This window comes from Sphingobium sp. SG1 (assembly GCF_057063145.1).
This window is the reverse complement of the sequence record NZ_JBVVOJ010000015.1, coordinates 81353-106443: the sequence shown is the minus strand read 5'-3', so window position 1 is coordinate 106443 and position 25091 is coordinate 81353. Positions and strand designations below refer to the sequence as shown.

Sequence of the window (25091 nt, the reverse complement as noted above, 5' to 3'; positions counted from 1 at the left end):
CATCGCCGCTCCCTATCCGAGCGGCAATCAGCCCTTCATCCCCCAACCGCGCAAGGCGGCCTCGGCGCCACGGTTACCTGCGAAGTCCGGCAACCGCCGCAGCCACTCCTGCAACGCAACCTTCACCTCCAGACGCCCTGCGAAGGTCAAGGCTTTCTAATAAGCGGCCCAGCAAAGCTTGACAGACATATCTCTACTTAATTGGCAGATAAAGTCCTCTCATATCAGACGAGGACTTGGATATCATGGCGTGGACGCAGCGGTGGACGGATAGGCTGGCCCGGTTCAGGGCGGCGGCCCGGCGCGAATTGCTACGCGATCCGACGGTAATCCTGTTCGAACGTGATCCCAGCGCAGCAAGTGTGCGAGAAACGAGCGGCGGTCGCTGAGATGTTGTCCAGACGCAATCTGCTGGGTGCGGCGGCGGGCAGCCTGCTGCTCACCGCCTGCGGCACCGCTGGCAAGGGCCGGCCGAAGCTGCGCGTGTCGATCACCGGCAAGGGTGACGGGGACACGCGGCTGCTGTTCAAGGCGGCGGGCATCCAGCCCAAGGGTTTCGACCTTGTCTATAGCGAGTTCCAGTCCGGCCATCTGGTGGTCGAGGCGCTCAATGGCGGATCGCTCGACTATGGCGGGATGAGCGAAATTCCGCCCATCTTTGCGGCGGCTTCCACCATCCAGAGCTTCCGCCAGATTGCGGTCGCCCATGGCGACGTCAATAACCAGGTGGTGCTGGTTCCGAAGGGATCGAAGGCGCGCTCCATCGCCGACCTCAAGGGCAAGCGCGTCGGCTATGTCCGCGCCACCACCGCCCAATATTTCCTGATCCGCATGCTGGAGGAAGTCGGCCTGAGCTGGGACGACATCATCCCGGTCGCGATGGGCGTGTCCGATGGCGCCGCAGCCTTCTCGCAAGGGGCGCTCGATGCCTGGGCGATCTATGGCTTTCCGATCCAGCGCGCGATCGCGACCGAGGGCGCGCGGATATTGCGCACCGCTCATGGTATCCTGTCAGGCAATTATCTCGTCTCCGCTCATGTCGAGGCGCTGGCCGATCCCGACAAGGCGGCGATCCTCCGCGAATATCTGGCGCTGGTGCAGCAGGGCTTCGGCTGGGCGGCGGCGCATCAGGACGAGTGGGCCGGCATCGTCGCCCAGGATATCGGCGTGCCGCGCGACTATGTGCTCGACCAGTTCCGCCGTAAGAGCGCGACCTATGAACTGCGCCCGGTCACGCCCGAGGCGATCGGATCGCAGCAGCAGGTCGCCGATGTCTTCTTCAAGGCCGGGCTGGTGCCCAAGCGGGTGGACGTCCGCCCGCTATGGGACGCCCGCTTCAATGACGCCATTCCCAAGAGAGGCTGATATCATGGCGACCCAGGCAATTTCCGTGCAGCCGCAGCCGCCCGAAGGGCCGGTGCCCGCCGACCAGCTCGACCGGCTGACCCGGCTGCTGGCCGCCAATGCGGAGCAATATGACCGCAGCGCCGAATTTCCCCGCGCCAATTTCGACATATTGGCGCAACAGGGGCTGATCGCGCTGACCGTGCCACGCGCGCATGGCGGGCGGGGCGCGTCGGTTTCCGAAGCGCTGCGGGTGCTGGCGGCGGTGGCGAAGGGCGATCCTTCGACCGCGCTGATCCTGTTCATGACCTATCATTATCACGCCACGCCCAACCGGACGCGCGGCTGGCCGGCGGACATCTACGAGACGCTGGCGCGCGATGCGGTCGCGGGCCGGGGGCTGATCGGCGGGCTGCGGGTCGAACCGGAACTGGGCACGCCCGTGCGCGGCGGCCTACCTGCCACGATCGCGCGGCGCACGGCCCATGGCTGGGCGATCAGCGGCACGAAAATCTACTCGACCGGATCGACCGGGCTCGACTGGTATTCGGTCTGGGCCAAGACCGACGAGGATGTCCCGCGCGTCGGCAATTTCCTGGTTCGCGCCGGCAGTCCGGGGGTGGATATCGAGCCGGCCTGGGATCATCTGGGGATGCGCGCGACGGTCAGCCATGCCGTCCATTTCACCGACACGCCGACGCCGGCCGACCATGCGGTCGATATTCGCCGGCCGGAGGAATGGGGCGCGCCCGATCCGGTCCAGACGCTGTGGAATGCGCTCTCCATCTCGGTCATTTATGACGGGGTGGCGCGCGCCGCGCGCGACTGGCTGCGTGCCTATCTCAACGATCGGGTGCCGAGCAACCTCGCCGCATCGCTCGCTACCCTGCCGCGCGTGCAGGAGAAGTTCGGCGAGATCGAGGCGCTGTTGCAGGTCAACCGGACGCTGGTGCGCGACGCCGCCGCGCGGATCGACGCAGGCGATCCGCCACCGGCGGTCGAGGCCAATGCGATCAAATATGTCGCCACCGCCAACGCCATCCGCGCGGTCGAGATCGGGCTGGAACTGACCGGCAACCCCGGCATCAGCCGCCATAATCCGCTGGAGCGCCATTATCGCGACGTGCTGTGCAGCCGTATCCATTCGCCGCAGACCGACACCATCCTGATTGCCGCTGGTCGCGCGGCGCTGGGGAATTGAGCCCATGTCCCTGATCATCGCCAGCCAGATGGAGCCGGATTTCAACCGGAGTCTGGCCCGTCATCCGTCCGCCCCCGTGCTGATCGACGTTGCCGAGGACGCGCCCTGGAGCGCCGCCGACGAGGCCGACATATTGCTGATCCGCCCGTCGCCGGCCTGGCGCGCGCCGGAGGTGCGTCGTCCCGCACCCTGGCCGGGGCGCCTCAAATGGGTCTACAGCGCTTCGGTCGGGGTCGATTTCTATCCCGACTGGCTGCTTGACGCGCCGCTCGTCACCTGTGGCCGCGGCGTCGCGTCGGAGGAGATCGCCGATTATGCGATCGCCGCCATTTATGCCCATGCCAAGAATCTCGATGCCGTCACTGTCCGTTCGCGGGCGCAATGGGGACCGGCGCAGCTGGGCCGGGTATCGGGAACGACCATCGGCATCATTGGCATGGGCGCGATCGGCGCGGCGGTGGCGCGGCGCGGCCTGGCGCTGGGCGCGCAAGTAATCGGCGTGCGGCGATCCGGCGCGCAGCCCAGCGTGGCGGGCGTGCAACTGGTCGGCGATGTCGGCACTTTGGTGGAGGAGGCGGATCATATCCTGCTCGCCGTGCCCGCCACGGCCCAGACCCGCCATCTTGTCGATGATGCGCTGCTGGCGCGGGTGCGGCCGGGCGCGCATCTCATCAATGTCGCGCGCGGATCGGTGCTCGATCAGGCGGCTTTGGTGCGGGCGCTGGACGATGGCCGGCTGGGCTTTGCGACGCTGGACGTCACCGACCCCGAACCGCTGCCCGAGGGCCATGTCCTCTACACCCATCCCAAGGTGCGGCTGACCCCGCATATTTCCAGCAATTACCAACTGGTACGCCATCGCCTGCTGGAAAAGATCCAGGACGACCTGACCCGCTTCGTTCGGGGCGAGGCACCGTCCGACATCGTTGATCCGGCGCGCGGTTACTGACGTCTGGATGACCGGGCATTAATGCCCGGTCACCGTTTCGCGCGCCAGTTCCGCCAGTCGATGCGCGGCGCGGTCCAGCTTGTCGCTGGTGCGCAGGATCGCGGCGACGCGGGGCAGGGTGGGCAGCCGCTCATGCTCCAGCACCGTCATGTCATCCTGGAACAAATGGGTCCGTGCGGTGATGCCCAGCCCTGCGGCCACCGCTGCGCGCAGCGTGGCGAGGTTGGGTGTCTCGACCGCGATCCGCCATTGCAGCCCCATATCCTCCAGCGCGCGGATCGCCGCCTCGCGGAAACGGCACGGCTCCTCCAGCACCGCCAGCGGGATCGTGTCGCGCTCGACCAGTTCGGCCGTGCCATACCAGCTCATCGGCGCCACCGTGACCGCGCTGCCGTCATTGGGCGCGGCAAAGCCCAGCAAGATGTCCAGTTCGCGGCGGTCGAGCAGCGCCTGCAACTCCGCCGTGCCCGCGACCCGCGCATAGATTTGTGCGTCCGGGTGCAGCTCGGCAAAGCGGGAGAGCAGGCCCGAAAGCAGGCTGTCGGCAAAATCCTGGACCATGCCGATCCGCGCCGGGCCGGCAAAGCGTCCGGCGCTGACCGCCGCCACCGCCTCGTCATGCAGGCTCAGCACCCGGCGCGCATAGTCGAGCAGCACCTCGCCCGCCGCGGTCAGGTGCAGGCGGCGGCCTTCGCGCAGGAACAGCGACTGCTGGACCAGTTCCTCCAGCCGCTTGATCTGCAGGCTGAGGGCGGATTGGGTGACGAACACCTGTTCCGACGCATTGAGCATCGACCCGGTGTCGACGATCGCGACAAAGCTGCGCAGGAGATTGGTCGGCAAATTGACCGGCACGGCATATCCTTCTGATGGTGAAAGGGGCCGATCCGATGCCGGGCACGGGCCTGTGCTTATGATCCATGCCAATATATCAATCAAAATAGTAGAGTTTGTCCGGGGGCAGGAAAAGCTATCCCGCTCGTCGCGCGCCGAAATGCCCGGAATCGGGCCGGAATCAGCGGCGAATGACCACCTATGATTTTCCCTCATAGGCCCGTCGGATAAAACTCAATTGAATGAGTAGAGAATTGATGTTGGATGAAGGCGACTTCACCAGCATGACGGATGGACATGACCGCATTGGCAATAAGGGGCGACACGCCGTCGCAGCGCGCCAGACGCCGCTTCTCCCTCGCTCGCTTCGGCGGCCGATGGCTGTCACCTTTGCTGTTACTTTTGCTGTGGGAACTGGGCTCGCGCACGGGCCTCATCCCGGAACGCACGCTGGCCGCGCCCTCCGCCGTGATCGGCACGCTGATCCAGATGGTGCTGAGCGGCGAACTGCCCTCCAACCTGCTCGTCTCCTTCGCCCGCGTCGCGGTCGGCCTGCTGATCGGCGTCGGCCTGGGGCTGGCGCTGGGGCTGGCAGCGGGCCTGTCGCGCGGCGCGGAACTGGCGATCGACCCGCTGATGCAGATCAAGCGGACCATTCCCGCGCTGGCGCTGACGCCGCTGTTCATCGTCTGGTTCGGCATTGGCGAGACGCCCAAGATCGCGCTGATCGCCTTCGGCACCATCTTTCCGGTCTATCTCAACCTCTATGCCGGCATTCGCGGCGTCGATCCGCGCCTGCTCGATGCGGCCAAGAGTTTCGGCCTCAGCCGCTGGGAACAGGTCTGGCATGTCGTGCTGCCCGCCGCCTTGCCCTCGCTGCTGGTCGGGCTGCGCTATGCGCTCTCCATCTCGATCCTGGTGCTGGTGGTGGCGGAACAGATCAACGCCTCGGCCGGGCTTGGCTATCTCATCAACAATGCCCGCGACTTCATGCGCACCGACATCATCGTCGTCTGCCTCATGGTCTACGCCATTCTCGGCCTTGGCGCCGACTGGCTGGTCCGGTCCCTCGAAGCCCGCGCCCTCGTCTGGCGCCCCAGCATAGTGGAGAATTGATCATGGACGCGCGCCTCGGCTTTTCCACCATCGACAGCGCGGCGCACCAGCCGCATCCCGAACCGGTCGTCCGCCTGCAGCAATTCACCCGCAGCTTTGGCGCCAACCGCATCATCGACGGACTGGACCTGGAAATCGCGCCGGGCGAGTTCATCGCCCTGCTGGGCCGGTCGGGATCGGGCAAGACCACCTTGCTGCGCACCCTCGCTGGGCTGGACGATGCTGGCGCGCAGGATGTGGAGGTGCCCGACAGCCGCGCCGTGGTATTTCAGGACGCCCGGCTGCTGCCATGGAAGCCGGTCTGGAAGAATGTCGCGCTGGGCCTGAAGGGCGGCGCCATCCGCGACCGTGCGCAAGCCGCGCTGAAGGAGGTCGGCCTGGGCCATCGGCTCGACGCCTGGCCGCTCACCCTGTCCGGTGGCGAGGCGCAGCGCGCCGCGCTCGCCCGCGCACTGGTGCGCGAGCCCCAATTGCTGCTGCTCGACGAGCCCTTTGCCGCCCTCGACGCGCTGACCCGCTATCGCATGCACGACCTCGTTCTCTCGCTCTGGCGGACGCACCGGCCGGCGGTGCTGATCGTCACCCATGATGTCGAGGAAGCGATTGCGCTGGCCGACCGGGTGCTGGTGCTCGACAAGGGACGGATCGTCGCGGAGGAGCGCATCCACGCGGCGCGCGGCGAACGGTCGGGTCTTGCCGGCCGACTGCGCGAACAGCTTCTGTCCCATCTGGGCGGCGACCATCATGGTGAGGGTGTCGTGCCCTTCGCCCGCCAGGCGGAGGCGGCGGAATGAACGCGGTCACCACGATCGACCGGCCGGTCGATACCAGCCGCCTACGCGGTTTCGTCACGGCATTGGCCGATCTGATCGCCTGCACCCGCGACGAACAGGCGCTGCTGGAAAGTGGCCGCACGTTGCTCGCCCGGCTGATCGCCCGCGACGACTGGCTGCCGTCCGAATATGCCCGGCCCGATCCCGATCGCTATCAGCAATATCTGCTTCATTGCGACAGTCGCGAGCGGTTCAGCATCGTCAGCTTCGTCTGGGGACCGGGCCAGTCGACCCCGATCCATGACCATGGCGTCTGGGGGCTAGTCGGCGTGCTGCGCGGCAGCGAGCAGGTCGAGCGGTTTCACCGGCTGCCGGGTGGCGGGCTGGTCGCCCAGGGCACCGACATATTGCGCGAGGGCGAGGTTGATGCCGTCTCGCCCCGGATCGGTGACATTCACCGCGTCTCCAATGGCCGGGCCGACGCCCCGTCGGTCAGCATCCATGTCTATGGCGGCAATATCGGCGCGGTCGAGCGCGCGACCTTCGCTGCCGACGGCGCGCCCAAAAGCTTCATCTCCGGATACGCCAACCGCGTCATCCCCAACCTCTGGGACAGATCGAGAAACGCATGACCACCGACATATTGGACCGCATAGAGGTCGCTACCCCGGCCGATATCCGCACCGCGCTGATCGCCCGCGACGAGATCGCCCTGATCGACGTGCGCGAGGAGCATGATTTTGCGCAGGGCCATCCGCTCTTCGCTGCCCAGATCCCGCTGCGCCGCATCGATGAGGAAGCGCGCTGGCGCATCCCCCGGCTCGACACGCCGATCATCGTCTATGATGCGGGCGAGGGGCTGGCGCGCCGCGCGGCCGTGCGGCTGCAGGGGCTTGGCTATACCGACGTCCGCGAACTGGAGGGCGGGCTCAGCGCATGGCGCGATGCCGGTTATGAATTGTTCGAGGATGTGAACAGTTACTCCAAGGCGTTCGGCGAACTGGTCGAGCATCGCCGCCATACGCCCAGCCTCGCAGCCGAAGATGTGCAGGCGCTGATCGACGAGAAGGCCGACATCGCGATCCTCGACGCGCGCCGTTATGACGAATATCACACGATGAGCATCCCGACCGGGACCAGCGTGCCCGGCGCCGAACTGGTGCTGCGCGCCGGAACCATTGCGCCCGATCCCGATACCACCATCATCGTCAATTGCGCCGGCCGTACCCGGTCGATCATCGGCACCCAGTCGCTGGTCAATGCCGGCCTGCCGAACAAGGTCTATGCGCTGCGCAACGGCACGATCGGCTGGGCGCTGGCCGGGCAGGGGCTGGAAACCGGCCAGGTGCGTGCCGCGCCGGAGGTCGATGGCAAGGCGATCGAGGCGGCCCGTGCCCATGCCCGCGACGTCGCCTATCGCGCCGGGGTCAAGTGGATCGGCTGGGACGATCTGGAGCATCTGAAGGCCGACATCGCCCGGACCCTCTATCTCTATGACGTCCGCCAGCCGCGTGAATATGAGGCGGGGCATCTGCCCGGCTTCCGCAATGCGCAGGGCGGCCAGATGGTGCAGGAAACCGACCATAATGCCCCGGTGCGCGGCGCCCGCATCGTCGTCACCGACGATCTTGGCCCGCGTGCCGACATGAGCGCCTCCTGGCTCGCCCAGCTTGGCTGGGAAGTCTATGTCCTGTCCGTCGACTGGTCGGCGGTGGTGCTGGAACGCGGCAGTGACGGCGCGCCGGCGCCGCGTGGACCCGAGGGCCGCTACAAGCGCCCCTATGAGGGCACCGACAACAAGGCCGAGAAGATGCAGGCCTATCTCGATTGGGAATATGGCCTTGTCGCCCAGCTCGAAAAGGACGGCACCCACGGCTTCTACGTCATCTGATCAGCGGGAAGGAATGACCCCATGAGCGTCAAGTTCATCGGCTATATCGGCTTCAACAATGGCTCGGAAACCCAGGCGGCGGTGCGCAGCCGCGTGCTCGACAAGGATTATGTCGAGGCCGCAGCCAGGGCGCAGGAGGAGGGCGGCTTCGACCGTGTCCTCATCCCCTTCGGCTCCAACAGTCCGGAAAGCCAGATTGTCGCGGCCCATGCCGCTGCGCTGACCAGCAAGCTTGGTTTCCTTGTCGCCCATCGCCCCGGTTTCACCCAGCCGACCGTGGCCGCGCGCCAGCTGGCGACGCTCGACCAGCTGTCTGGCGGGCGGGTCGCGGTCCACATCATCACCGGCGGCGCGGACGATGAAATGGCACGCGATGGTGACACCGGCACGGTCAAGGCCCAGCGCTATCAGCGCACCGACGAATATCTGACCATCCTGCGCCAGGAATGGACGGCGGCCCAGCCGTTCGACCATCGCGGCGACTTCTACGACATTCGCCAGGCCTTCAGCGCGATCAAGCCGGACAATCTGCCGGTCTTCTTCGGCGGTTCCTCGGCTGAGGCGATCGAGGTCGCCGGGCGCCATGCCGACGTCTATGCGCTCTGGGGTGAAACGCTCGAAGCGGTGCAGGATACGGTACGCCAGGTGCGCCGTGCCGCCGCCCGTCATGGCCGCAATCCCGGCTTCTCGCTGTCGCTGCGCCCGGTGATCGCCGATACCGAGGAAGCGGCCTGGAAGCGCGCGGCGGAGATTGAGGAGCAGGTGCGCGCCAATCGGGTCGCCGCCGGACTTCCGCTGACCGGCCATCGCCCGCCCAATGTCGGATCGCTGCGCCTGCTGGAGGCGGCCAGGGCCAACCGGCAGGACAAGCGGCTGTGGACCGGCGTCGCTGCGCTCACCGGCGCGGCCGGCAATTCCACCGGCCTGGTCGGCACGCCCGAACAGGTGGCCGATGCGATGCTCGATTATTATGACATCGGCATCGATCATTTCCTGATCCGCGGTTTCGATCCGCTGGGCGATTCCATCCTCTATGGCCGCGAACTGCTGCCGGTCGTCCGCCGCAAGGTGGCCGAGCGGGAGAAGGTCGACGTCGCGCTCGCGGGCTGACATGGCGAGCAAGAAATCGATCCTGATCGTCGGCGCGCTGATCGCCTCCGCCGGTGTCGCCTTCGCTGTCACCCAATATCGCACTGAACAGGTGCCGGTGCTGCGCGTCGCCAACCAGAAGGGGCAGGTCAAGGCGATGATGCTTGCCTCTGGCGCGCTAGACGGCGCCTCCTACAAGGTCGAATGGTCGGAATTTCCCGCCGCCCAGCCGCTGCTGGAAGCGGTCGGTGGTGGCGCCGCGGACCTTGGCCTTGCCGCCGACGCGCCCTTCATCTTCGCCTATCAGAGCGGCAGCCCGGTCAAGGCGATCGCGGTGCAGGCACCCGCCAACCAGGCGGCCGAGGCGCTGGCGATCCTGGTGAAAAATGGCTCGCCCATCCGATCTGCCCAGGATCTGGTCGGCAGGACGATCGCCACCACGCGCGGATCGATCGGCCATCACCTGCTGCTCCAGGCGCTGGAGCGGGCGCATATCCCCGCCGACAAGGTCAAGGTCACCTTCCTGCCGCCGGGCGATGCCAAGGCTGCCTTCGACAGTGGATCGATCGACGCCTGGTCGACCTGGACCCCCTATACCAATGTCGCGGTCAAGGAAGGCGCGTGGGCGGTCGTCGATGCCAGGGATTATGGCCTGCCGCTCTATATCGACATCGCCCATGATGCCTCGATCGCGCCCAAGCGTGCGCTGCTGGCCGATTTCCTGAAGCGTGAGGCGAAGGCGGTTGCCTGGGCGCGCGCCCATCCCGACCAGTTCGCCGCCGTTCTGGCCAGGGAAACCGGCCTGCCGACGGACATCGCCCGCGCCAGTTTCGAACGCAGCAACCGCATTTCGCAGCCCGTCGATGCCAAGGTGATCGCCCATGAACAGGCGATCGTCGACCGCTACCGCCGCGCCGGCCTGATCGATCCCAAACGGGACGTGGCGCAGGCCTTCGACACCAGTTTCGGATCCTGACGCAAGGAGCTTTCCCCATGGCCACCATCCTCAAGGATGATCGTTTTTCGCGCACCGGCATCAGCGAAGCCGAATGGAAGGTGCGGGTCGATCTCGCCGCCTTCTATCGCCTCTCGGCGCTCTATGGCTGGGATGATTTCATCTACACCCATATTTCCGCCCGCGTGCCGGGCCCGGACCATCATTTCCTGATCAATCCGTTCGGCCTGATGTTCGACGAGATCACCGCATCCAGCCTGGTCAAGGTCGACCTCGACGGCAATGTCGTCGGGGAGAGCGACTATGGCATCAACTATGCGGGCTATGTCATCCATTCGGCGATCCACGGCGCGCGCGACGACGCCCATTATATCGCTCATTTTCACAGCGCCGACGGTATGGCGGTGTCCGCACATGCCAAAGGGCTGCTGCCCTTGAACCAGCGCGCGCTGGCCCTGATCCCGCGCCTGTCCTATCATGATTATGAAGGCGTGGCGCTGAACCTGGACGAGCGCGAGCGGCTGGTGGCGGATCTGGGCGATACCAAGGTCATGCTGCTGCGCAACCACGGCACGCTGGCGCTCGGCGCAAGCCCCGGTGAGGCGTGGAGCGGCATCTATCAGCTGGAATCCGCCTGCACCGCACAGGTTCGTTCGCTCAGCGTCGGGCGCGACAATGTGCTGATCGCGCCGGAGGAGGCGCAGGCGGAAGTGAAGCGCCAGATGTCGCGCGAGCGCCAACCGGTCGAGGGACGGCGCACCCATTATGATCTGGTCTGGGAAGCGGCGCTGCGCAAGGCATCGCGCCAGGCAGCGGGCTATGACGCCTGATCTATAAGGATTAATCGGCGGCTTTCCGCCAAGTCTCATTGGCGTCGCGTCACACGCGGCGCCATTTTCCTATCTCCAGCAAAGGAGACAGGCAGATGGCGACGATCGTCGGCGACAATTTGAGGGCGCGCTATGCCGCGCTTCAGGCAGAACGGGAACGGGACTGGCCGCCCGCCCAACTGGCGCGCAACGCGGCGCAGCGGCAGCAACTGGTGGCGCGCTTCGATGCCGCGACAGTGGCGCAGCCCGGCGATGTCCTGCCCGATCTGGGGTTTGATGATGTCGATGGCGGCACCCTGACGCTCGACGCGCTGACGGCGCAGGGATCGGCCTTGCTGATCTTCTTCCGCTTCGCCGGTTGCCCGGCCTGCAACATCGCCTTGCCCTATTATGCCGAAACGCTCTGGCCGGTGCTACGGGCGCGCGGCATCTCGCTGGTCGCGCTCAGCCCACAGCAGCCCGATCGGCTGGCGGAAATCAAGCGCCGCCATGATCTGCCCTTCGCTGTCGCGACCGATCGCGACAATCAGCTCGCCCGCCTGCTTGGCATCGCCTTCGTCCCCGATGATCGCCCGTCGCCGCCGCCCGCCGGCTGGATTGGCGAGGTGACCGGCACGGGCAGCTGGGAATTGCCGCAGCCCGCCGTGCTGCTGTTGGGGCCGGGCCGGGTGGTGCAGCGCTTGCAGGTCAGCCCCGACTGGCTCGACCGGCCAGAGGCGGACGACATCCTCGCCTGGCTGCGCTGAACGCCAGAAACAAAAAAGGCGCCCGGCAATCGATGTGCCGGGCGCCTTTTTGTTCGAGTGGATCAGGCGGCCGACTTGGCCTCGCGCGCAACGCTGTAGCGATTGTCCGGCACCGACAGGCCCAGATGCTCGCGGAAGGTCGTGCCCTCATAATCGGTCCTGAACAGGCCGCGCCGCTGCAGGATCGGGATCACCTTGTCGACGAACAGGGCCAACTGCCCCGGCAGCGGCTCGAACAGGACGAAGCCGTCGGCCGCGCCACTTTCGAACCAGCGCTGCAACTGATCCGCCACCGTTTCGGCCGAGCCCACGAAGGCGCCGCGCGGCGTCGCCAGCCGTTCGGCCACCTGGCGCAGCGTCAGCCCCTCCGCCTCGACTTCGGCCAGGATGCGCAGCGTCCCGCTCTGCTGGCTGTTGAGGCCCAGATGCGCGACATCGGGGAAGGGGGCATCGAGATCATATTGGCGGAAATCATGGTCGTTGAAGGTGCGCGACAGGAAGCCAAGGCCGGTGTCGATCGACTCCAGCGCGGCGAGTTCGCGGTAGCGCGCCTCGGCCTCCTCATCGCTGTCACCGACGATCGCGGCGATGCCCGGCAGGATGAACAACTGGTCGGCGTCCCGGCCAAAGCCCTTCGCCCGCGCCTTCACGTCGGCATAATAGGCGTGGCCCGCCTCGATCGTCTCGGCATGGGTGAAGATCACCTCGGCCCGGCGGGCGGCGAAGTTGCGGCCATCGTCCGACGCGCCGGCCTAGAAGATCACCGGCTGGCCCTGCGGCGTGCGCTTGATGTTGAGCGGCCCGCGCACCTGGAAGAACTCGCCCTTATGGTCGAGCGCATGCAGCCGATCGGGATCGACGAACTGGCCGCTTTCCTTGTCGGCGACATGGGCGCCGTCTTCCCAGCTGTCCCACAGGCCCTGGACCACATCGAGATATTCGGCGGCGATGCGATAGCGCACGGCATGGGCGGGATGTTCGCTCTTGCTGAAATTGGCGGCGGTGTCGCCCAGCCAGGACGTCACGACGTTCCAGCCGGCGCGCCCGCCGCTCAGATGATCGAGCGAGGCGAATTGCCGCGCGACGTTGAAGGGCTCGGAGTAACTGACCGTCAGCGTGCCGACCAGGCCGATCCGGCTGGTGGTTGCCGCCAGCGCCGACAGGATCGTGATCGGCTCGAACCGGTTGAGATAATGGGGGCTGGATCGTTCGGTGATCGACAGGCTGTCGGCGACGAACAGGAAGTCGAACTTGCCGCGTTCGGCGGTCGCTGCCTGTTCCTGATAGCGGGCAAGGCTAGTGCTGGCATTCACGTCACGATCGGGATGGCGCCAGTCATGCCAGGTGCGGCCGACGCCATGCAGGATGAAGCCGAGCTTGATATGCGGAGAACGGGCCATGGCCTTGTCCTTCTGCTGGAGGGGAGGGTGAGCCCATTCCATTTACGCCCGGACGGTTCGCGCGACCAACGCGGACTCATCAAGCGCATATGAAATGGGCCAATAGGGCAGGCGTCAGTAGGAGAAGCGGGCGCTCAGCAGCACCGTCGCGGGATCGGCATAATTTTTATAATAGACCCCGGTCGAGGGGATGTAGGTCGAACTGACCGGCTTGTTCGCGCCCAGGATATTCTTGCCCTGGATGGCGAACTGGAAGCGGTCGTCCGGCAATATCCAGGTAATCGAGCCGTTGACGAAGGTTTGGCCCGGCACCTGGTCCTGCGGCCGGGCAAGGGCGTTCTGATAGAAGCTGCTCTGATATTGGGCGTTGGCCGACAGGCGCAATGTGCTGCCGGATGCGCCCAGCGGCAGCGCATAATTGGCGCCGCCCGACAGGGACCATTTGGGCGCGTTCAGCAGCGGATTGCCATCGGCGTCCACGCCATTGCCCCCCGCACCCTTGTAATCGTCATAAATGGCCTTGAGGTAGCCGGCCGATGCCTGAAGCGAGAAGCGATCCGACAGGCGCAGGTCATTTTCCAGCTCCACGCCCCAGCTATGCGCCTTGCCGGCATTGCCGCGGCGTGATCCGACATAGGCAGGGTCGTAGAAGGATACCTGGAGATCCTTGTAATCATTGTAGAAGATGGCGAGATTGCTGCGCAGCGCGCCGCCGAACAAGGTGGCCTTGAGGCCGCCTTCATAGGTCGAGACCTTTTCCGGATCGAAGGGCAGGGTAGCCAGGTCCAGCCGGGTCGCGCGATTGTCGAACCCGCCCGATTTGAACCCGCGCGAATAGGTGAGGTAATTGAGCAGATTGGGCGTCCATTGCGCCTGCACCGACAATTTCGGTGTCAGCGCCTTCCAGGTCTTTTCCGCCTCGCCGGCGATCGACTGGGCCACGACATTGCGATCATCGTCGATCACCTTGTTGTCGAAGACGAAGCGCTTCTTTTCGATCGTGCCGCGCAGGCCGGCGGTCAGGCTGAATATGTCGTTTGCCTTCCAGGTGCCCTCGCCGAACACAGCATAGGCATCGGTGTAAGTGATGTTGTGGGCGCGCAACCGGTTGACCGGGGCGGTCGCGGCCGTGCCGGTGCGGCTGAAGCCGTCACGCTCCACGAAGAAACGTTCGTGCAGGTAGAAGAGGCCGCTGGTGAAGCTGAGGTCGCCAAAGTCGCCGTTCAGCTGCACCTCCTGGCTGAAGGCCCGGTCATTATAATGGATTAGGTTCTTCTGGATCAGCGCGGCCTCGCCGTCATTCTCGTAATTGACGGGGTTGAGGTTGAAGCCGGTATAGGCGCTGATCGACTTGATAGAGAGATTAGGCGACAGGTCATAGACCAGCCGCAGCGACGCGCTGCGCGAATTGAGATGCTGGTCCGGTTCGACCTCCGAATAGGATCGACGACGGCTGAAGCTGCCGGTCTGATTGACGGGGATATAGGATCGCGTATCGCTACGGTCGCGCAGGATATTGACGGTCAGCAGCGCGTCGAGATTGGCGATGCCGGTATAGCGCAGCTTGCCGCGCCAGGCGTCGAGGTCGATCCGGTTGACGTCATGGCCCAGCGTCGGGTCGTAAGTGACGCCGTCACGGGTGCGATGAATCCAGGCGATGCTGCCCGACAGGTCGCCCGCGATCTTGCCGCTGACCAGCGCCCGGCCCTGTACGTCATTATAGCTGCCATAGCCCAGTTCGGCGGTGACATGGGTGGTCTCGTCGGGCGCGCGGGTAATGATGCGCAAAGCACCGGCCGACGAGTTGCGGCCATAAAGCGTCCCCTGCGGCCCGCGCAGCAGCTCGATCCGTTCCAGATCGACAAATTCGCTCATCGAGGCGATCTGACGGGGGATGTAGACGTCATCGACATAGATGGCGAGCACCGGCTCCTGGATCGGATCGGATTCGCCCACGCCGCGCAGCGAGAAGGTCTGGGTGGTGTGGCTGATCGATGTCCGCGCGACGAAGAGGTTGGGTACCTGGCCGGCCAGGTCGCGGACATTGGTGATGTTGCGCTGCTCCAGCGTCTCGGGCGTGAAGGCAGAGATTGCGATCGCCGTCTTCTGAAGATCCGTGGCGCGCCGTTCGGCGGTGACGATGATGCCGCCACCGGCGTCGCCATCCTCTTCCGGCGCGGGCGCCTGTGCCCAGGCCGACCCGGCCATTGCCGCAGCCATGATCGCGCCGCCGCTGGCGCCCAGGAAAATCCCTTTTCTCATTGTTCCCCACTCAACCGTGATCCGCCGCGGCTTGGGGCCGAGCGTTGACTGTCAACTAAAGTTGTAGACAATTTGCGCAAATGAGTTCGGGCAATGTGGCGGGAGAATGGCTCATAGATTTGCGCGGCAGAGATGGTGGCGCCGATCATCGGCTGTGGTCAGCTTCGGCGTGCTCCGCGCCCGCTATAAAGAGTCAGGGGCGATAGCCGCAGATTATTCCGGATCAGCAGCTCCGCGCAGGAGCGGGTATCGGCGGTCAGCCGTTCGTCCAAGGGTATTGTGGGGGCAGAGCTGAGGCGTTGCGCATCGGCCAACGAGGCAAGCAGGACCAGTTCGTCGTCACTGACATAGCGGGTGCCGGGCGGCTGGATTCGGAGGCCGCATTCGATGGCGAGCTGGCGCAGGCGGGCAAAGCTGTCGATGGCCGCGAGACCGATCCGCTGCTCCTCGCCCCGCAGCATCGCGAGCACCCGGCGCTCGGTCCGCGTGCGGCGGTGGAGGGGCAGGGTGGAGCGGTTCACAGCGCACGCGCCAATGTCAGAGAGACGACGGCACCCTCCCACTGGTTGCGCTGTTCCTGCCCGCTATAGCTGCCTGCCCGGCTTGGACTGTAGAAGCGGCGCAGCCGATGATAATCCTGACCGTTGAGCGCGCTGGCCCGCAGCGTCGTCTTGAATCCGGCCAGCGCCGTGGTTTCGACATAGGCATCGCATGCGGCATCGTCGCGCCAGGTCAGTCGCTCACCGGTGTAGAAGACATCGCCCTGTTCGGCGGCGGTATAGCTGATCCCCCAGGATGAACGCAGTTTCGGCACGTCGTGGCGGAACTCGGCGGTCAGGCTGCGTGGCGCGATATCGTCCATCTTCCTGTTGTCTCCGGTTACAGGGTCGCGCATGCGCGATCCCCGTAGCGTACCGTCGAGCGTCAGCCGCGCGCCACGCAGGGCGGCATCGAGCGGCAGGGTTGCTTGCGTGCTGATGCCCCATTGCCGGGCATTGCCGATCGTCCCCAGCGCTTCGTCGCCGGTGGGGAGGAGGAGATAGCCGAGCATCCCCCGATGCCATTGATGATAGGCCTCGACCGCCAGCGCGCCGCCCTTGCCCCAGCGATGGTCGGCACGGGCAAGGGCGCGGGTAACGCGGGCTGGGCGCAATTGCGCGTTTCCACCGAGCGGCCGGCCGTCGGCCTGATTTACCGATGCGGCGAAGTCGCCGAAGTCGAGCTGATCGACCGTGCGGCGAATGCCCAGTCGCAACTGGCTGGTATCGCGTGGCGACCAGACCAGAGCGGCAGACGGTTTCCAATAGGACAGGCTTTGCTCGTTCGCAGCATCCCCCGTAACGCGGATACGCGACAGTTCGAACGCCATGCCGCTTTCCAGCGTCCAGCGCTTGCCCAGGCGCAGCGTGACATTGGCAAAGGCCTCGCCCCGCAGTTCGGATACACGGCTATTGGCATTCGCCAGGGTGATCGGGGTCAGGCCGCTGCCATTATCCTCCGCATAGTCGAGGGCGCTTCTGAGCCGGTTATAGGCGATCTCCATCCCTAGTTCCGGGCGGAGCACATGGTCGCCCCCCCGCGTCAGCGTCGTGCGACCGACCAGTTCCAACGGCTTCTGCGCCAGCGCCGAAACGCCACGATAGCCCGGCTCGACATAGTCCTCGCTGGTGGACAGGCGTTCGACCCGGCCAAGCCCCACCAGCTTTGCCGACCAGTCCTTGCCAAGGGCGCGGGTCCAGTCGAGCCCCAGCTCGCCACTGCGCCCCTTTTCGTCATAGCCGATGGTCCGCTCGATCATCGCTGTACTGTCCGTCGGGATGATCATGATCGCCCGGTCGGATTCATAGCCATCCCGATTGAGCCGCACATTGAGCGTCAGCGTACCGCCGGCCAGCGCGCCCGATGTCGATGCCGCAAGCCCTATCTCCGGCGCCTTGCCGATGATGCGCTCATGCCGCGTCTCGGTCGGCATGCCATTGCCGTCGCTGATATGGTAGATGCCGTCGATCGGATAGCGGACCTGCTCGACCGACAGTTCCACATTGCTCTGCCAGCCGGCAATCTTGCGTGCATGGCTGATCTGGGCAGAGGGCGATATTCGGCCGTCGCGGGTATGGCTGAGCTTCAGCGAGGCATTGCCCGATCCGCCCCCATCGGTGCGCAGGATGACATTGGCCACCAATGTCTGTCCCTGTGCCTCGGCCGCGTCGGTCCCGCGCAGCAGCACGACCCGCTCGACGCGTGCGGCACCGATCCGGCGCAGCACCTCGGTAATGCCGCCGGCCTTCACCGTAGGCCGCTGGCCATCGATCAGCACATTGCCAGCCGCGCCGCCAAAACCGCGCAGGCTGTTGCCCTCGCTCAGCAGGAAGCCGGGGGTGCGCTCCAGCATGTCGAGCGCGGTCTGGGGCTGGAAGGGCGCGTAGAAATCGGCCGGATAAACCGGATCAGGGCCGGCCGGGATGATTGGCGGATGGGCCGGCGGACTATTATCCTGCGCCCCTTCCTGTTCGCTCGCCATCGCGCCCGCCGTCATGGCAAGGCCGGCCATCAGCGCATGAAACAGCATCATTGCAGGAAAAACTCGACCGGCACGACTAGTTCGATGCTGTCGCCCTTCACATCCTCGGGCGGTTTGGGCAGCGGTTGCCGGGGCATAGGCTGCGACTTTTCCTTCTGGACCTGTTCGGGGTCGGGCGGCACTTCGCGTGCCGGTTCCGGTGGCGCAGCCGGCGGAGCAACGGCCAAGACACTCAGCGTCGCCGTCGATTTCGGCGCGACATAATCGCTCAGTGGCGCGCGGGCGAAAGTGAGCGAAGCCATATCTACTCCGAAAGCGCGAGCAGCAGCAGGGCGGGTGGCAGGGCGAGGAGGATCATGATGATCCAGGCCCGCACCGGATTGCGCGCGTGAAAGGCGCTCATCGCAATCACCGCGAACAGGGCGAAGCTGGCAAGCGTAACGCCGGTGACGGCTTCGACAGCATCAGTGCCAAGGCGAACGAGCAGGCGGGAAAGGGCGGCGGAGACGAGCGCAGTCAGGCCATAGGCGCCCAGCGTGCAGGCCGTGATCCGTCCGGCATTGGCCCAGCGCGCACGGGCGACAGAGCTGAACCCGATCATGGCCGCACCCGCGCGAGGATGCGCTCGCGATTGCAGTTGAGCGTCACGATCGTGACGGCGCCGGCGCTCAGCCAACCGAACCAGGCGACACTGCCATAGCCCCAGCCAAGGCCGAGGCCTGCGATCAGGAAGGCGATGCTCAGCAGCGCAAAGCCTGCGCGGCGCAACCGGCGTGATTGCGGGTCGGGCAGCTTGCGACGAAGCCAGTCTTGCTGGTGGCGGGCCATCGCCAGAAACAGCAGCGCAAAACCGCCGAGCGACAGCAGGGCTGTTGCGACATGGGTCATGCCGGCACCTCCTGAAAATCTGGCTTGGGCTGGCGCGTGCGGCGCGCCTTGGCCTTGGACTGGTGGGTCGCCACCTTGCGGGCGGCAAAGGCGAAGCCGGTGGCGGTCAGGATCATCATCAGGTCGAACAGGATGAAGATAGCGTCACCCGCCATCATGCTGGCAGGCAGGCCGCGGGCCGAAGTGGCGGCATTGGCCAGCGGAATGGCGGCATAGAGCAGGGCGCTGGCGGCCAGCGTCTCGAACCAGGCCTGCCGTGCCGGCCGGCCCAGGCTCCACACGAAGATCGCACCCCAGGCGATGAACAGGGCGTTGACCTCCCAATCGGCGCGTCCGGCCATGGCTGGATCGAGCAACCGGTTGGCGAGGAAATAGACCGCGATCCCTGCCGATGCGCCGGCGATGACGCCGATGTTCAGCCGTTCGACCAGACGGAAACCGAAATGGGGCCGGGCCGGGTCGGGCAGCTTGGCGCGGCGCTTGACCGTCCACAGCACCGGCCCGCTGCCGATCATGATCGTGCCGCCCACGCCGGAGAGGAAATAGAGCCAGCGCAAGGCCGGGTTGGCATAGCGGCCCGCATGAAGGTCGACCATCACCCCCTTGGTCGCTGTCGCTGCGCCGCCTTCGCGCGGGCCAGCCAGCGGCTTGCCGGTGGCGCCGTTGAGGTAGAGCATCGGCTGGTGGCCACCCAGCGTTTCGGTACGGGGCCAGATGCGGACGATAGCGGCTGCATTGCCAGGATGGCTGATGCTGACATAGCTGGGCTCGAAACCGGGACGCAAAGTGCGGGCACGCTGCAGCAGTTCGGGGATCGGGCGCAGGGCGGCCTTGGTTTCGCTCGGCTCGCTCTTCGGCCCGGACGGGAAGGCGGCCTCATAATAGGCGTCGGTCGACGGGAAATTGGCGCTGATCGCCCAGGGCATCAGGGTGAAGAGTAGGGTGACGAGCCCGGTATAGGTGATCATCAGATAGAAGGGCAGGGCGAGGACGGCGGTCACATTATGCGCGTCGAGCCAGGAGCGCTGGCCCTTGCCGAAGCGCAGCAGGAAGAAGTCGGTGAAGATCTTCTTGTGGGTGACGACGCCGCTCAGGATCGCGACCAGCATGGCGAGTGCAGCCAGGCTTACGAGCAGGCGCGCCCACATGACCGGCATATAATGAAGGTCGAAATGCATGCGATAGAGGAAGAAACCGCCGCGCGTGTCGCGTACGCTGGTCAGGGCGCCGCTGGTCGCGTCGAGCATGCGTTCCTGCTGACTTGAGCGGTCGCCGCCCGCCGGTGTCCAGCCGATGGAGAAGCCTTCGCCGCCGCGCGAACCGGGAAGGGAGAGCGTCCAGTCGTCTGCACCCGCGCCTTCCTTGCGCAGGATCGTGTCGGCGGCGTCGATTGCCTTATCACTGACCGGGGCGGGTGTCAGTTCAGGTCGCATCCATTGGGATATTTCCTGCTGGAAGAACGCAACCGTGCCGAACAGGAAGATGACAAACAGCAGCCAGCCAGGCAGCAGCCCGGTCCAGGTGTGCAGCGTCGACATGGTCTGGCGCAGCGATGCCTTCATGATGTCTTGCCTCCGGCGACCTCTGATGACCTGTGTTCGTGCATGTCCCGCTGTTCGCTAATGCCCATCAATGCCCTGTTTGGTTGACGTTTGGCGTGACTGGATTTCCAAAGAAAAACGTCGAGAAATATTGGAAAGCCGCCCCGTTGCCTACAAATTGCATACCCCATGGCGAGTGGCTCGCTTGGCACCTCGTCGCGTTGGGATGGTGCCATTAACGCAAATGAGATTTATTTGCAAAAAAAGATGTTTGATTTTTTGTGGTCGTAAGGGCTGCCATGTCCGGCAAATAGTCCTTGTCGAACGCGCAACATGCCCCGTACTGGACAGCATAAATCACAGCCCCTAATTCGCATATGCGAATCAATAGCAATAAAGAGGCTGGTATGCGACATATGAGATGGATGGGGGCGTTGCTGTCTGGGGGCGGTATCGTTGCCGCGGCGGTGCCTGCGTTTGGGCAGGAACAAGCCAGTCAGGATGGTCAGGCTGTCATGCTCGGGTCGGTCCGGGTCGAAGGGGAGGCCGTTGATGATGGGTTGACCAGCGATCCCGCATCTACCGAGGGGACCGGCTCTTACACGACCCGGTCGATGAAGACCGCGACGAAGCTGCCCATGTCGATCCGGGAGACGCCGCAGTCGGTGACCGTCGTCACCCGCCAGCGACTGGATGATCAGGTGATGACCAACATCACCGACGTGGTGAAAAATACGCCAGGCCTGTTCCTCAACTATTCCAGCGGGCCCGGCCGCCCGAGCTTTACCGCGCGCGGTTTCGATATCGACAACATCATGTATGACGGCCTGCCGTCCCGCTATCAGGGATGGGTCGTGGGAAGTCAGGCCAATATGGCCATCTATGACCGGGTGGAGGTGGTGCGCGGCGCTACGGGCCTTGTAACCGGTAGCGGCAATCCATCGGCGGCGATCAATCTGGTGCGCAAGCGCCCGACCCGCGACTTTCAGCTCAATCTCGAAGGATCGGCCGGCAGTTGGGACAATTATCGCGGGCAGATCGACATGTCGGGCGGTGTCGATCAGGCCGGTGATCTGCGGGTGCGGGTTATCGGCTCCTATCAGGACAGCAGCAGTTTCCGCGATGGCGAGGTCATTCATCGCGGCCTGATCCATGCGATCGGCGAATATGATATCGGCCCTGATACGACGCTCATGGTGGGCGCCACCCATCAGGATGATTTCTTCAACAGCTTCTGGGGCGGCTTGCCGCTCAGCGCTACCGGCGCGCATCTCGACCTGCCGCGCTCGACCCGACCCAGCTATGACTGGGAAGGCAAAAGCCAGAAGTCGAACACTGTCTTTGGCGAACTGACCCATCGGTTCGGTCACGACTGGAGCGTCCGGCTGGCGAGCATGAAGGTGTGGCAGGATGCCATGTTCTCCGGCACCTATGTCTATCGCCGGCCCGACCTGACGCTCACCCATTCCGCCTATCAGGCCGCCTATGACGAGGATCAGGCCAGTGTCGACCTCTATGCCAGCGGGCCGGTCACGTTGTTTGGTCGTGACCATGATCTGACATTCGGCGCCAGCCGACGCGAGACCTCGACAGGCACGCAAAATTACAGCGGGGGCGGGCTGCTCGCGGGCGATGTCGATATGTTCGATTTCGACCCGGCCAGCGGTGCTCGACCCAATTTCGTGCCGACGACCTACAGCCGGAACGTCATCACCCAGGGCGGTCTCTATGCCTCGACCCGGCTCAATCCGTTCGATGGGCTGAAGGTCATCCTGGGCGGGCGGCTGGATTGGTATGATTATGATAATCGCACGGCTGCGACCGGCGATTACAAGGTCGATGCCCACAAGACCGTCTATGCCGGCGCGATCCTGGACATCGATCGTCATCATTCTTTCTATGCCAGCTTCACCGACATTTTCCAGCCGCAGACGGCCAGGGGCTTTGCCGTAGACGCCGACAGCCAGACGATCCTGAAGCCGATCACCGGCCAGAACTACGAGGTGGGTATCAAGGGCGAATATCTCGACGGGGCGCTGAATGCGGCGATCGCGCTCTTCCGCATCGACCAACGGAATAGGGCATTTGTGCCGACCGATCAGAGCGGTTGTCCCAGCTTCCCGGCCAGCAGTTGCTCGACGGCTGCTGGCCTGGTGCGCAGCAAGGGCATTGATGCCGAGCTTCAGGGCGCGATTACGCCCGACTGGAACATTTCGCTCAGCTATACCTATACCAGCATTAAATTTGTGCGGGACACCAACCCCGAAAATGGCGGCAAGAATTTCGACACCGACATGCCCCGCCACATGGCTAAATTGTCGACCTTCTACACTCTGCCGGGGAAGCTCGACCGGCTGCGTGTCGGCGCCGGACTTAACTGGCAGAGTCGCATATACAACGACAATAACGGCGCCAATTTCAACAATGTCGCCTTCCGCGTCGAGCAGGGGGGCTATGCCGTTGCCGACCTGATGCTGGGATACAAGATCAGCGACCGGTTCGATCTTCAGGCCAACATCAACAATCTGTTCGACAAGCATTATTACAAGGCGATCGGCTATGATATCCGCTGGGGCTCGACCGATGCCTATGGCGATCCGCGCAATATTCTGGTGACCCTGCGCGGCAGAATCTGAAGGCATGCGCTCGCCAGCCATGGTTGGCGAGCGCCGCAATCGTGCGATGCGCTGAATTTCGGATTGTCTGGAGCCAGCCCGGCCTTGCCAAGGGCTGAAATAGTGGCTCCCCGAGTAGGATTCGAACCTACGGCCATTCGATTAACAGTCGAATGCTCTACCGCTGAGCTATCGGGGAGCAGCCCCGCTTGCGCCGGGCAGGCCGCGCATATGCAGCGGCTTGTCCCAAATGGCAAGCATGAAATTGCAGAAAATTACGCGATAAATTGTTCGGCCGCGATCCGGTCGTCCAGCGTATGTTCGGGGTCGAACAACAGGGTCAGCGGGGTGGCGCGGTCGATCTTGACCTCGACCTGGGCGACGTCGCGGACTTCGCGCTGGTCGGCGACGGCACTGACCGGACGCTTGACCGGATCGAGCACGGTAAAGCGAATCGCGGTATTTTCCGGCAGGATGGCGCCACGCCAGCGGCGCGGCCGGAACGGGCTGATCGGGGTCAGGGCGACCAGGGCGGACCCCAGCGGCAGGATTGGGCCATGGGCGGAAAGATTATAGGCGGTGGACCCGGCGGGGGTGGCTACCAGCACGCCGTCGCACACCAGTTCGGGCAGCACGGGGCGATCGTTGACCTGCACTTCCAGCTTGGCGGTCTGGCGGGTTTCGCGCAGCAGCGAGACTTCGTTGATCGCCGGGATGGAGAAACGCTCGCCATCGACCGTGTCGACCACCATGCGCAGCGGGTTGACCTTGAAGCTCTTGGCCTTTTCCAGTCGCTGTTCCAGCCGTTCCAGACGCCATTCGTTCATCAGGAAGCCGACCGTGCCGAGGTTCATGCCGAAGACCGGCAATATGCGGCGGGATTCCAGCATGGCGTGCAGCGTCTGCAGCATGAAACCGTCGCCGCCCAGCGCAATGACCGTGTCCGCCTGTTCCAGCGGCACGAAATCATAGGCGGCGCGCAACCGCTCTTCCGCTGCCCGTGCAGCCTGGGTCGGGGACGCGACGAGGGCGCGCCGGGGTTCGCTATTCATCCGCCGGTGACGCTCATATGTCGCTGGACCGCCGCAGTCGGAGCGCTCGCGCCGATCCGGAAATCATGGGCGGCGGGCTTGCGCTGCAGTGCGCGATCGACCAGCGGTTCGACTGCGGCGAGGCCGCCGCTGCGCAGGGCGGCCTTGAAATCGACATGGTCGTCATGGCCCAGGCACATGTAGATCTTGCCCTCGCAGGTCATGCGCATCCGGTTGCAGTCGGCGCAGAAATTGCGGGTGAGCGGGGTGATGAGGCCAAGGCGGATGCCCAGCCCCTCGACGTCATGATAGCGTGCAGGGCCACCCGTGCGCGCCGCGATCGGGGTGAGGGCATGATGGGCGTCAATCTCCTGCGCGACATACGACAGCGGCAGATAATGGTCGGTGCGATCCTCGCCGGTTTCGCCCAGCGGCATGGTCTCGATCAGGGTCAGGTCGAAGCCCTGGCTGTCGCACCAGCGCAGCATCGGCAGGATCTCGTCGGCATTGATATCCTTGAGCGCGACCATGTTGATTTTGACCGCAAGCCCCGCCGCGCGCGCTGCATCGACCCCGCGCAGCACGGCCGTCAGGTCGCCGCCGCGGGTGATATGGGCGAAGCGATCGGCCTGCAGGCTGTCGAGGCTGACATTGATGCGGCGGACGCCGGCGTCGTGCAGCGCCTCTGCATGATCGGCCAGGCGCGTGCCGTTGGTGGTCAGCGTCAGTTCCTGAAGGCCGGCATCCAGATGGCGACCGATTCGACGGATCAGGTCGATGATGTCGCGGCGTACCAGCGGTTCGCCGCCAGTCAGACGGATGCGGCGCACGCCGCGCGCAATGAAGAGATCGGCGAGCAGCGCGATTTCCTCCAGCGTCAGAACCTGATTTTTCGGCAGGAATTGCATCCGTTCGGCCATGCAGTAGCGGCAGCGCAGGTCGCATCGATCCGTAACGGAAATCCGCAGATAATCGATCCGGCGGCCAAGGCCGTCGGTCATGGAAGTTGCGGCAGGATCGACCATGGCCATGCCCCTAGCTAGGCCATGGGCATGGCGCGCGCAAGCTGGCCGGTTGCGGGGCGGTGAAGAGGTCGGTAACCGGT

The 25091-nt window shown here is 64.9% G+C and carries 22 protein-coding genes, 1 tRNA gene and 1 pseudogene; 12 read left to right on the top strand and 12 right to left on the bottom strand.

Annotated elements, in window-relative coordinates; genetic code table 11:
• Positions 1-390 precede the first annotated feature (390 nt).
• Genes AC0KVN_RS22730 through AC0KVN_RS22720 form a run of 3 tightly spaced genes read left to right on the top strand, consistent with a single transcriptional unit; the run spans position 391 to position 3494 of the window.
• Positions 391-1365 carry an ABC transporter substrate-binding protein gene (locus tag AC0KVN_RS22730; RefSeq protein ID WP_435568172.1) on the top strand — a complete coding sequence of 325 codons (975 nt, stop codon included), beginning with the start codon at positions 391-393 and terminating at the stop codon, positions 1363-1365.
• Between the two features lie 4 nt (positions 1366-1369).
• Entirely contained in the window at positions 1370-2545 is a 1176-nt protein-coding gene (locus tag AC0KVN_RS22725; protein ID WP_435568171.1) for an acyl-CoA dehydrogenase family protein, read from the top strand.
• Between the two features lie 4 nt (positions 2546-2549).
• Positions 2550-3494: an NAD(P)-dependent oxidoreductase gene (locus AC0KVN_RS22720; protein ID WP_435568170.1), complete on the top strand. Its 945-nt coding sequence runs from the start codon at positions 2550-2552 to the stop codon at positions 3492-3494.
• A gap of 18 nt (positions 3495-3512) precedes the next feature.
• Here the strand turns inward: AC0KVN_RS22720 and AC0KVN_RS22715 are convergent, their stop codons facing one another.
• Positions 3513-4349, bottom strand: a complete 837-nt coding sequence (locus tag AC0KVN_RS22715) for a LysR substrate-binding domain-containing protein (RefSeq protein WP_435568169.1) — start codon at positions 4347-4349, stop codon at positions 3513-3515.
• Between the two features lie 276 nt (positions 4350-4625).
• Here AC0KVN_RS22715 and AC0KVN_RS22710 point away from each other — a divergent pair, with 276 nt between their 5' ends.
• The 8 genes from AC0KVN_RS22710 (at position 4626) to AC0KVN_RS22675 (ending at position 11728) form a co-directional block, all read left to right on the top strand.
• Positions 4626-5444, top strand: a complete 819-nt coding sequence (locus AC0KVN_RS22710; RefSeq protein ID WP_069338654.1) for an ABC transporter permease — start codon at positions 4626-4628, stop codon at positions 5442-5444.
• A gap of 2 nt (positions 5445-5446) precedes the next feature.
• Positions 5447-6238: an ABC transporter ATP-binding protein gene (locus tag AC0KVN_RS22705; protein WP_435568168.1), complete on the top strand. Its 792-nt coding sequence runs from the start codon at positions 5447-5449 to the stop codon at positions 6236-6238.
• Entirely contained in the window at positions 6235-6849 is a 615-nt protein-coding gene (locus AC0KVN_RS22700) for a cysteine dioxygenase family protein (protein ID WP_435568167.1), read from the top strand. Before AC0KVN_RS22705 ends, AC0KVN_RS22700 begins: the two co-directional genes overlap by 4 nt.
• Positions 6846-8108, top strand: a complete 1263-nt coding sequence (locus tag AC0KVN_RS22695; protein WP_435568166.1) for a rhodanese-like domain-containing protein — start codon at positions 6846-6848, stop codon at positions 8106-8108. Before AC0KVN_RS22700 ends, AC0KVN_RS22695 begins: the two co-directional genes overlap by 4 nt.
• Positions 8109-8129: 21 nt before the next feature.
• Complete coding sequence (locus AC0KVN_RS22690; protein ID WP_048936659.1) at positions 8130-9218, top strand: LLM class flavin-dependent oxidoreductase; 1089 nt, start codon at positions 8130-8132, stop codon at positions 9216-9218.
• 1 nt (position 9219) lies between these two features.
• Entirely contained in the window at positions 9220-10173 is a 954-nt protein-coding gene (locus AC0KVN_RS22685) for an ABC transporter substrate-binding protein (RefSeq protein WP_435568165.1), read from the top strand.
• A gap of 17 nt (positions 10174-10190) precedes the next feature.
• Positions 10191-10982: a class II aldolase/adducin family protein gene (locus tag AC0KVN_RS22680; protein ID WP_435568164.1), complete on the top strand. Its 792-nt coding sequence runs from the start codon at positions 10191-10193 to the stop codon at positions 10980-10982.
• A gap of 95 nt (positions 10983-11077) precedes the next feature.
• A complete protein-coding gene (locus AC0KVN_RS22675) occupies positions 11078-11728 on the top strand; it encodes a peroxiredoxin-like family protein (protein WP_435568163.1) in 651 nt (216 codons plus the stop codon).
• A 62-nt stretch (positions 11729-11790) separates the two neighbouring features.
• Here AC0KVN_RS22675 and AC0KVN_RS22670 read toward each other — a convergent pair.
• The 8 genes and pseudogenes from AC0KVN_RS22670 to AC0KVN_RS22635 all read right to left on the bottom strand — a co-directional run bounded on the left by AC0KVN_RS22670 (position 11791) and on the right by AC0KVN_RS22635 (position 20361).
• Positions 11791-13128 (bottom strand): annotated as a pseudogene (locus AC0KVN_RS22670) (LLM class flavin-dependent oxidoreductase).
• A gap of 114 nt (positions 13129-13242) precedes the next feature.
• Positions 13243-15390, bottom strand: coding sequence for a TonB-dependent receptor (locus AC0KVN_RS22665; RefSeq protein ID WP_435568162.1), 2148 nt, complete (start codon positions 15388-15390; stop codon positions 13243-13245).
• A 158-nt stretch (positions 15391-15548) separates the two neighbouring features.
• On the bottom strand, positions 15549-15911 hold the full coding sequence (locus AC0KVN_RS22660; RefSeq protein WP_435568161.1) for a hypothetical protein: 363 nt from the start codon (positions 15909-15911) through the stop codon (positions 15549-15551).
• Complete coding sequence (locus AC0KVN_RS22655; protein ID WP_435568160.1) at positions 15908-17962, bottom strand: TonB-dependent receptor plug domain-containing protein; 2055 nt, start codon at positions 17960-17962, stop codon at positions 15908-15910. Before AC0KVN_RS22655 ends, AC0KVN_RS22660 begins: the two co-directional genes overlap by 4 nt.
• Positions 17959-18213, bottom strand: a complete 255-nt coding sequence (locus AC0KVN_RS22650) for a hypothetical protein (protein WP_435568159.1) — start codon at positions 18211-18213, stop codon at positions 17959-17961. Before AC0KVN_RS22650 ends, AC0KVN_RS22655 begins: the two co-directional genes overlap by 4 nt.
• Positions 18214-18215: 2 nt before the next feature.
• On the bottom strand, positions 18216-18512 hold the full coding sequence (locus AC0KVN_RS22645; RefSeq protein ID WP_435568158.1) for a hypothetical protein: 297 nt from the start codon (positions 18510-18512) through the stop codon (positions 18216-18218).
• On the bottom strand, positions 18509-18799 hold the full coding sequence (locus tag AC0KVN_RS22640) for a DUF3325 domain-containing protein (RefSeq protein WP_435568157.1): 291 nt from the start codon (positions 18797-18799) through the stop codon (positions 18509-18511). The genes AC0KVN_RS22645 and AC0KVN_RS22640 overlap by 4 nt, the downstream gene beginning before the upstream one ends.
• The gene (locus AC0KVN_RS22635; RefSeq protein ID WP_483656394.1) at positions 18796-20361 is read right to left on the bottom strand and encodes a PepSY-associated TM helix domain-containing protein; all 1566 of its coding nucleotides are present in this window, start codon (positions 20359-20361) and stop codon (positions 18796-18798) included. Before AC0KVN_RS22635 ends, AC0KVN_RS22640 begins: the two co-directional genes overlap by 4 nt.
• Before the next feature lie 386 nt (positions 20362-20747).
• Here AC0KVN_RS22635 and AC0KVN_RS22630 point away from each other — a divergent pair, with 386 nt between their 5' ends.
• Positions 20748-22976 carry a TonB-dependent siderophore receptor gene (locus tag AC0KVN_RS22630; protein ID WP_483656393.1) on the top strand — a complete coding sequence of 743 codons (2229 nt, stop codon included), beginning with the start codon at positions 20748-20750 and terminating at the stop codon, positions 22974-22976.
• Positions 22977-23079: 103 nt separating this feature from the next.
• Here the strand turns inward: AC0KVN_RS22630 and AC0KVN_RS22625 are convergent.
• From AC0KVN_RS22625 to moaA, 3 genes are all read right to left on the bottom strand, one after another.
• Positions 23080-23154 (bottom strand) — tRNA-Asn (locus AC0KVN_RS22625).
• 76 nt (positions 23155-23230) lie between these two features.
• Positions 23231-24007 (bottom strand): NAD kinase, encoded by a 777-nt coding sequence (locus AC0KVN_RS22620; protein WP_004207502.1) that lies wholly within the window; start codon positions 24005-24007, stop codon positions 23231-23233.
• Entirely contained in the window at positions 24004-25017 is a 1014-nt protein-coding gene (gene moaA / locus AC0KVN_RS22615) for a GTP 3',8-cyclase MoaA (RefSeq protein WP_435568154.1), read from the bottom strand. Before moaA ends, AC0KVN_RS22620 begins: the two co-directional genes overlap by 4 nt.
• Positions 25018-25091 lie beyond the last annotated feature (74 nt).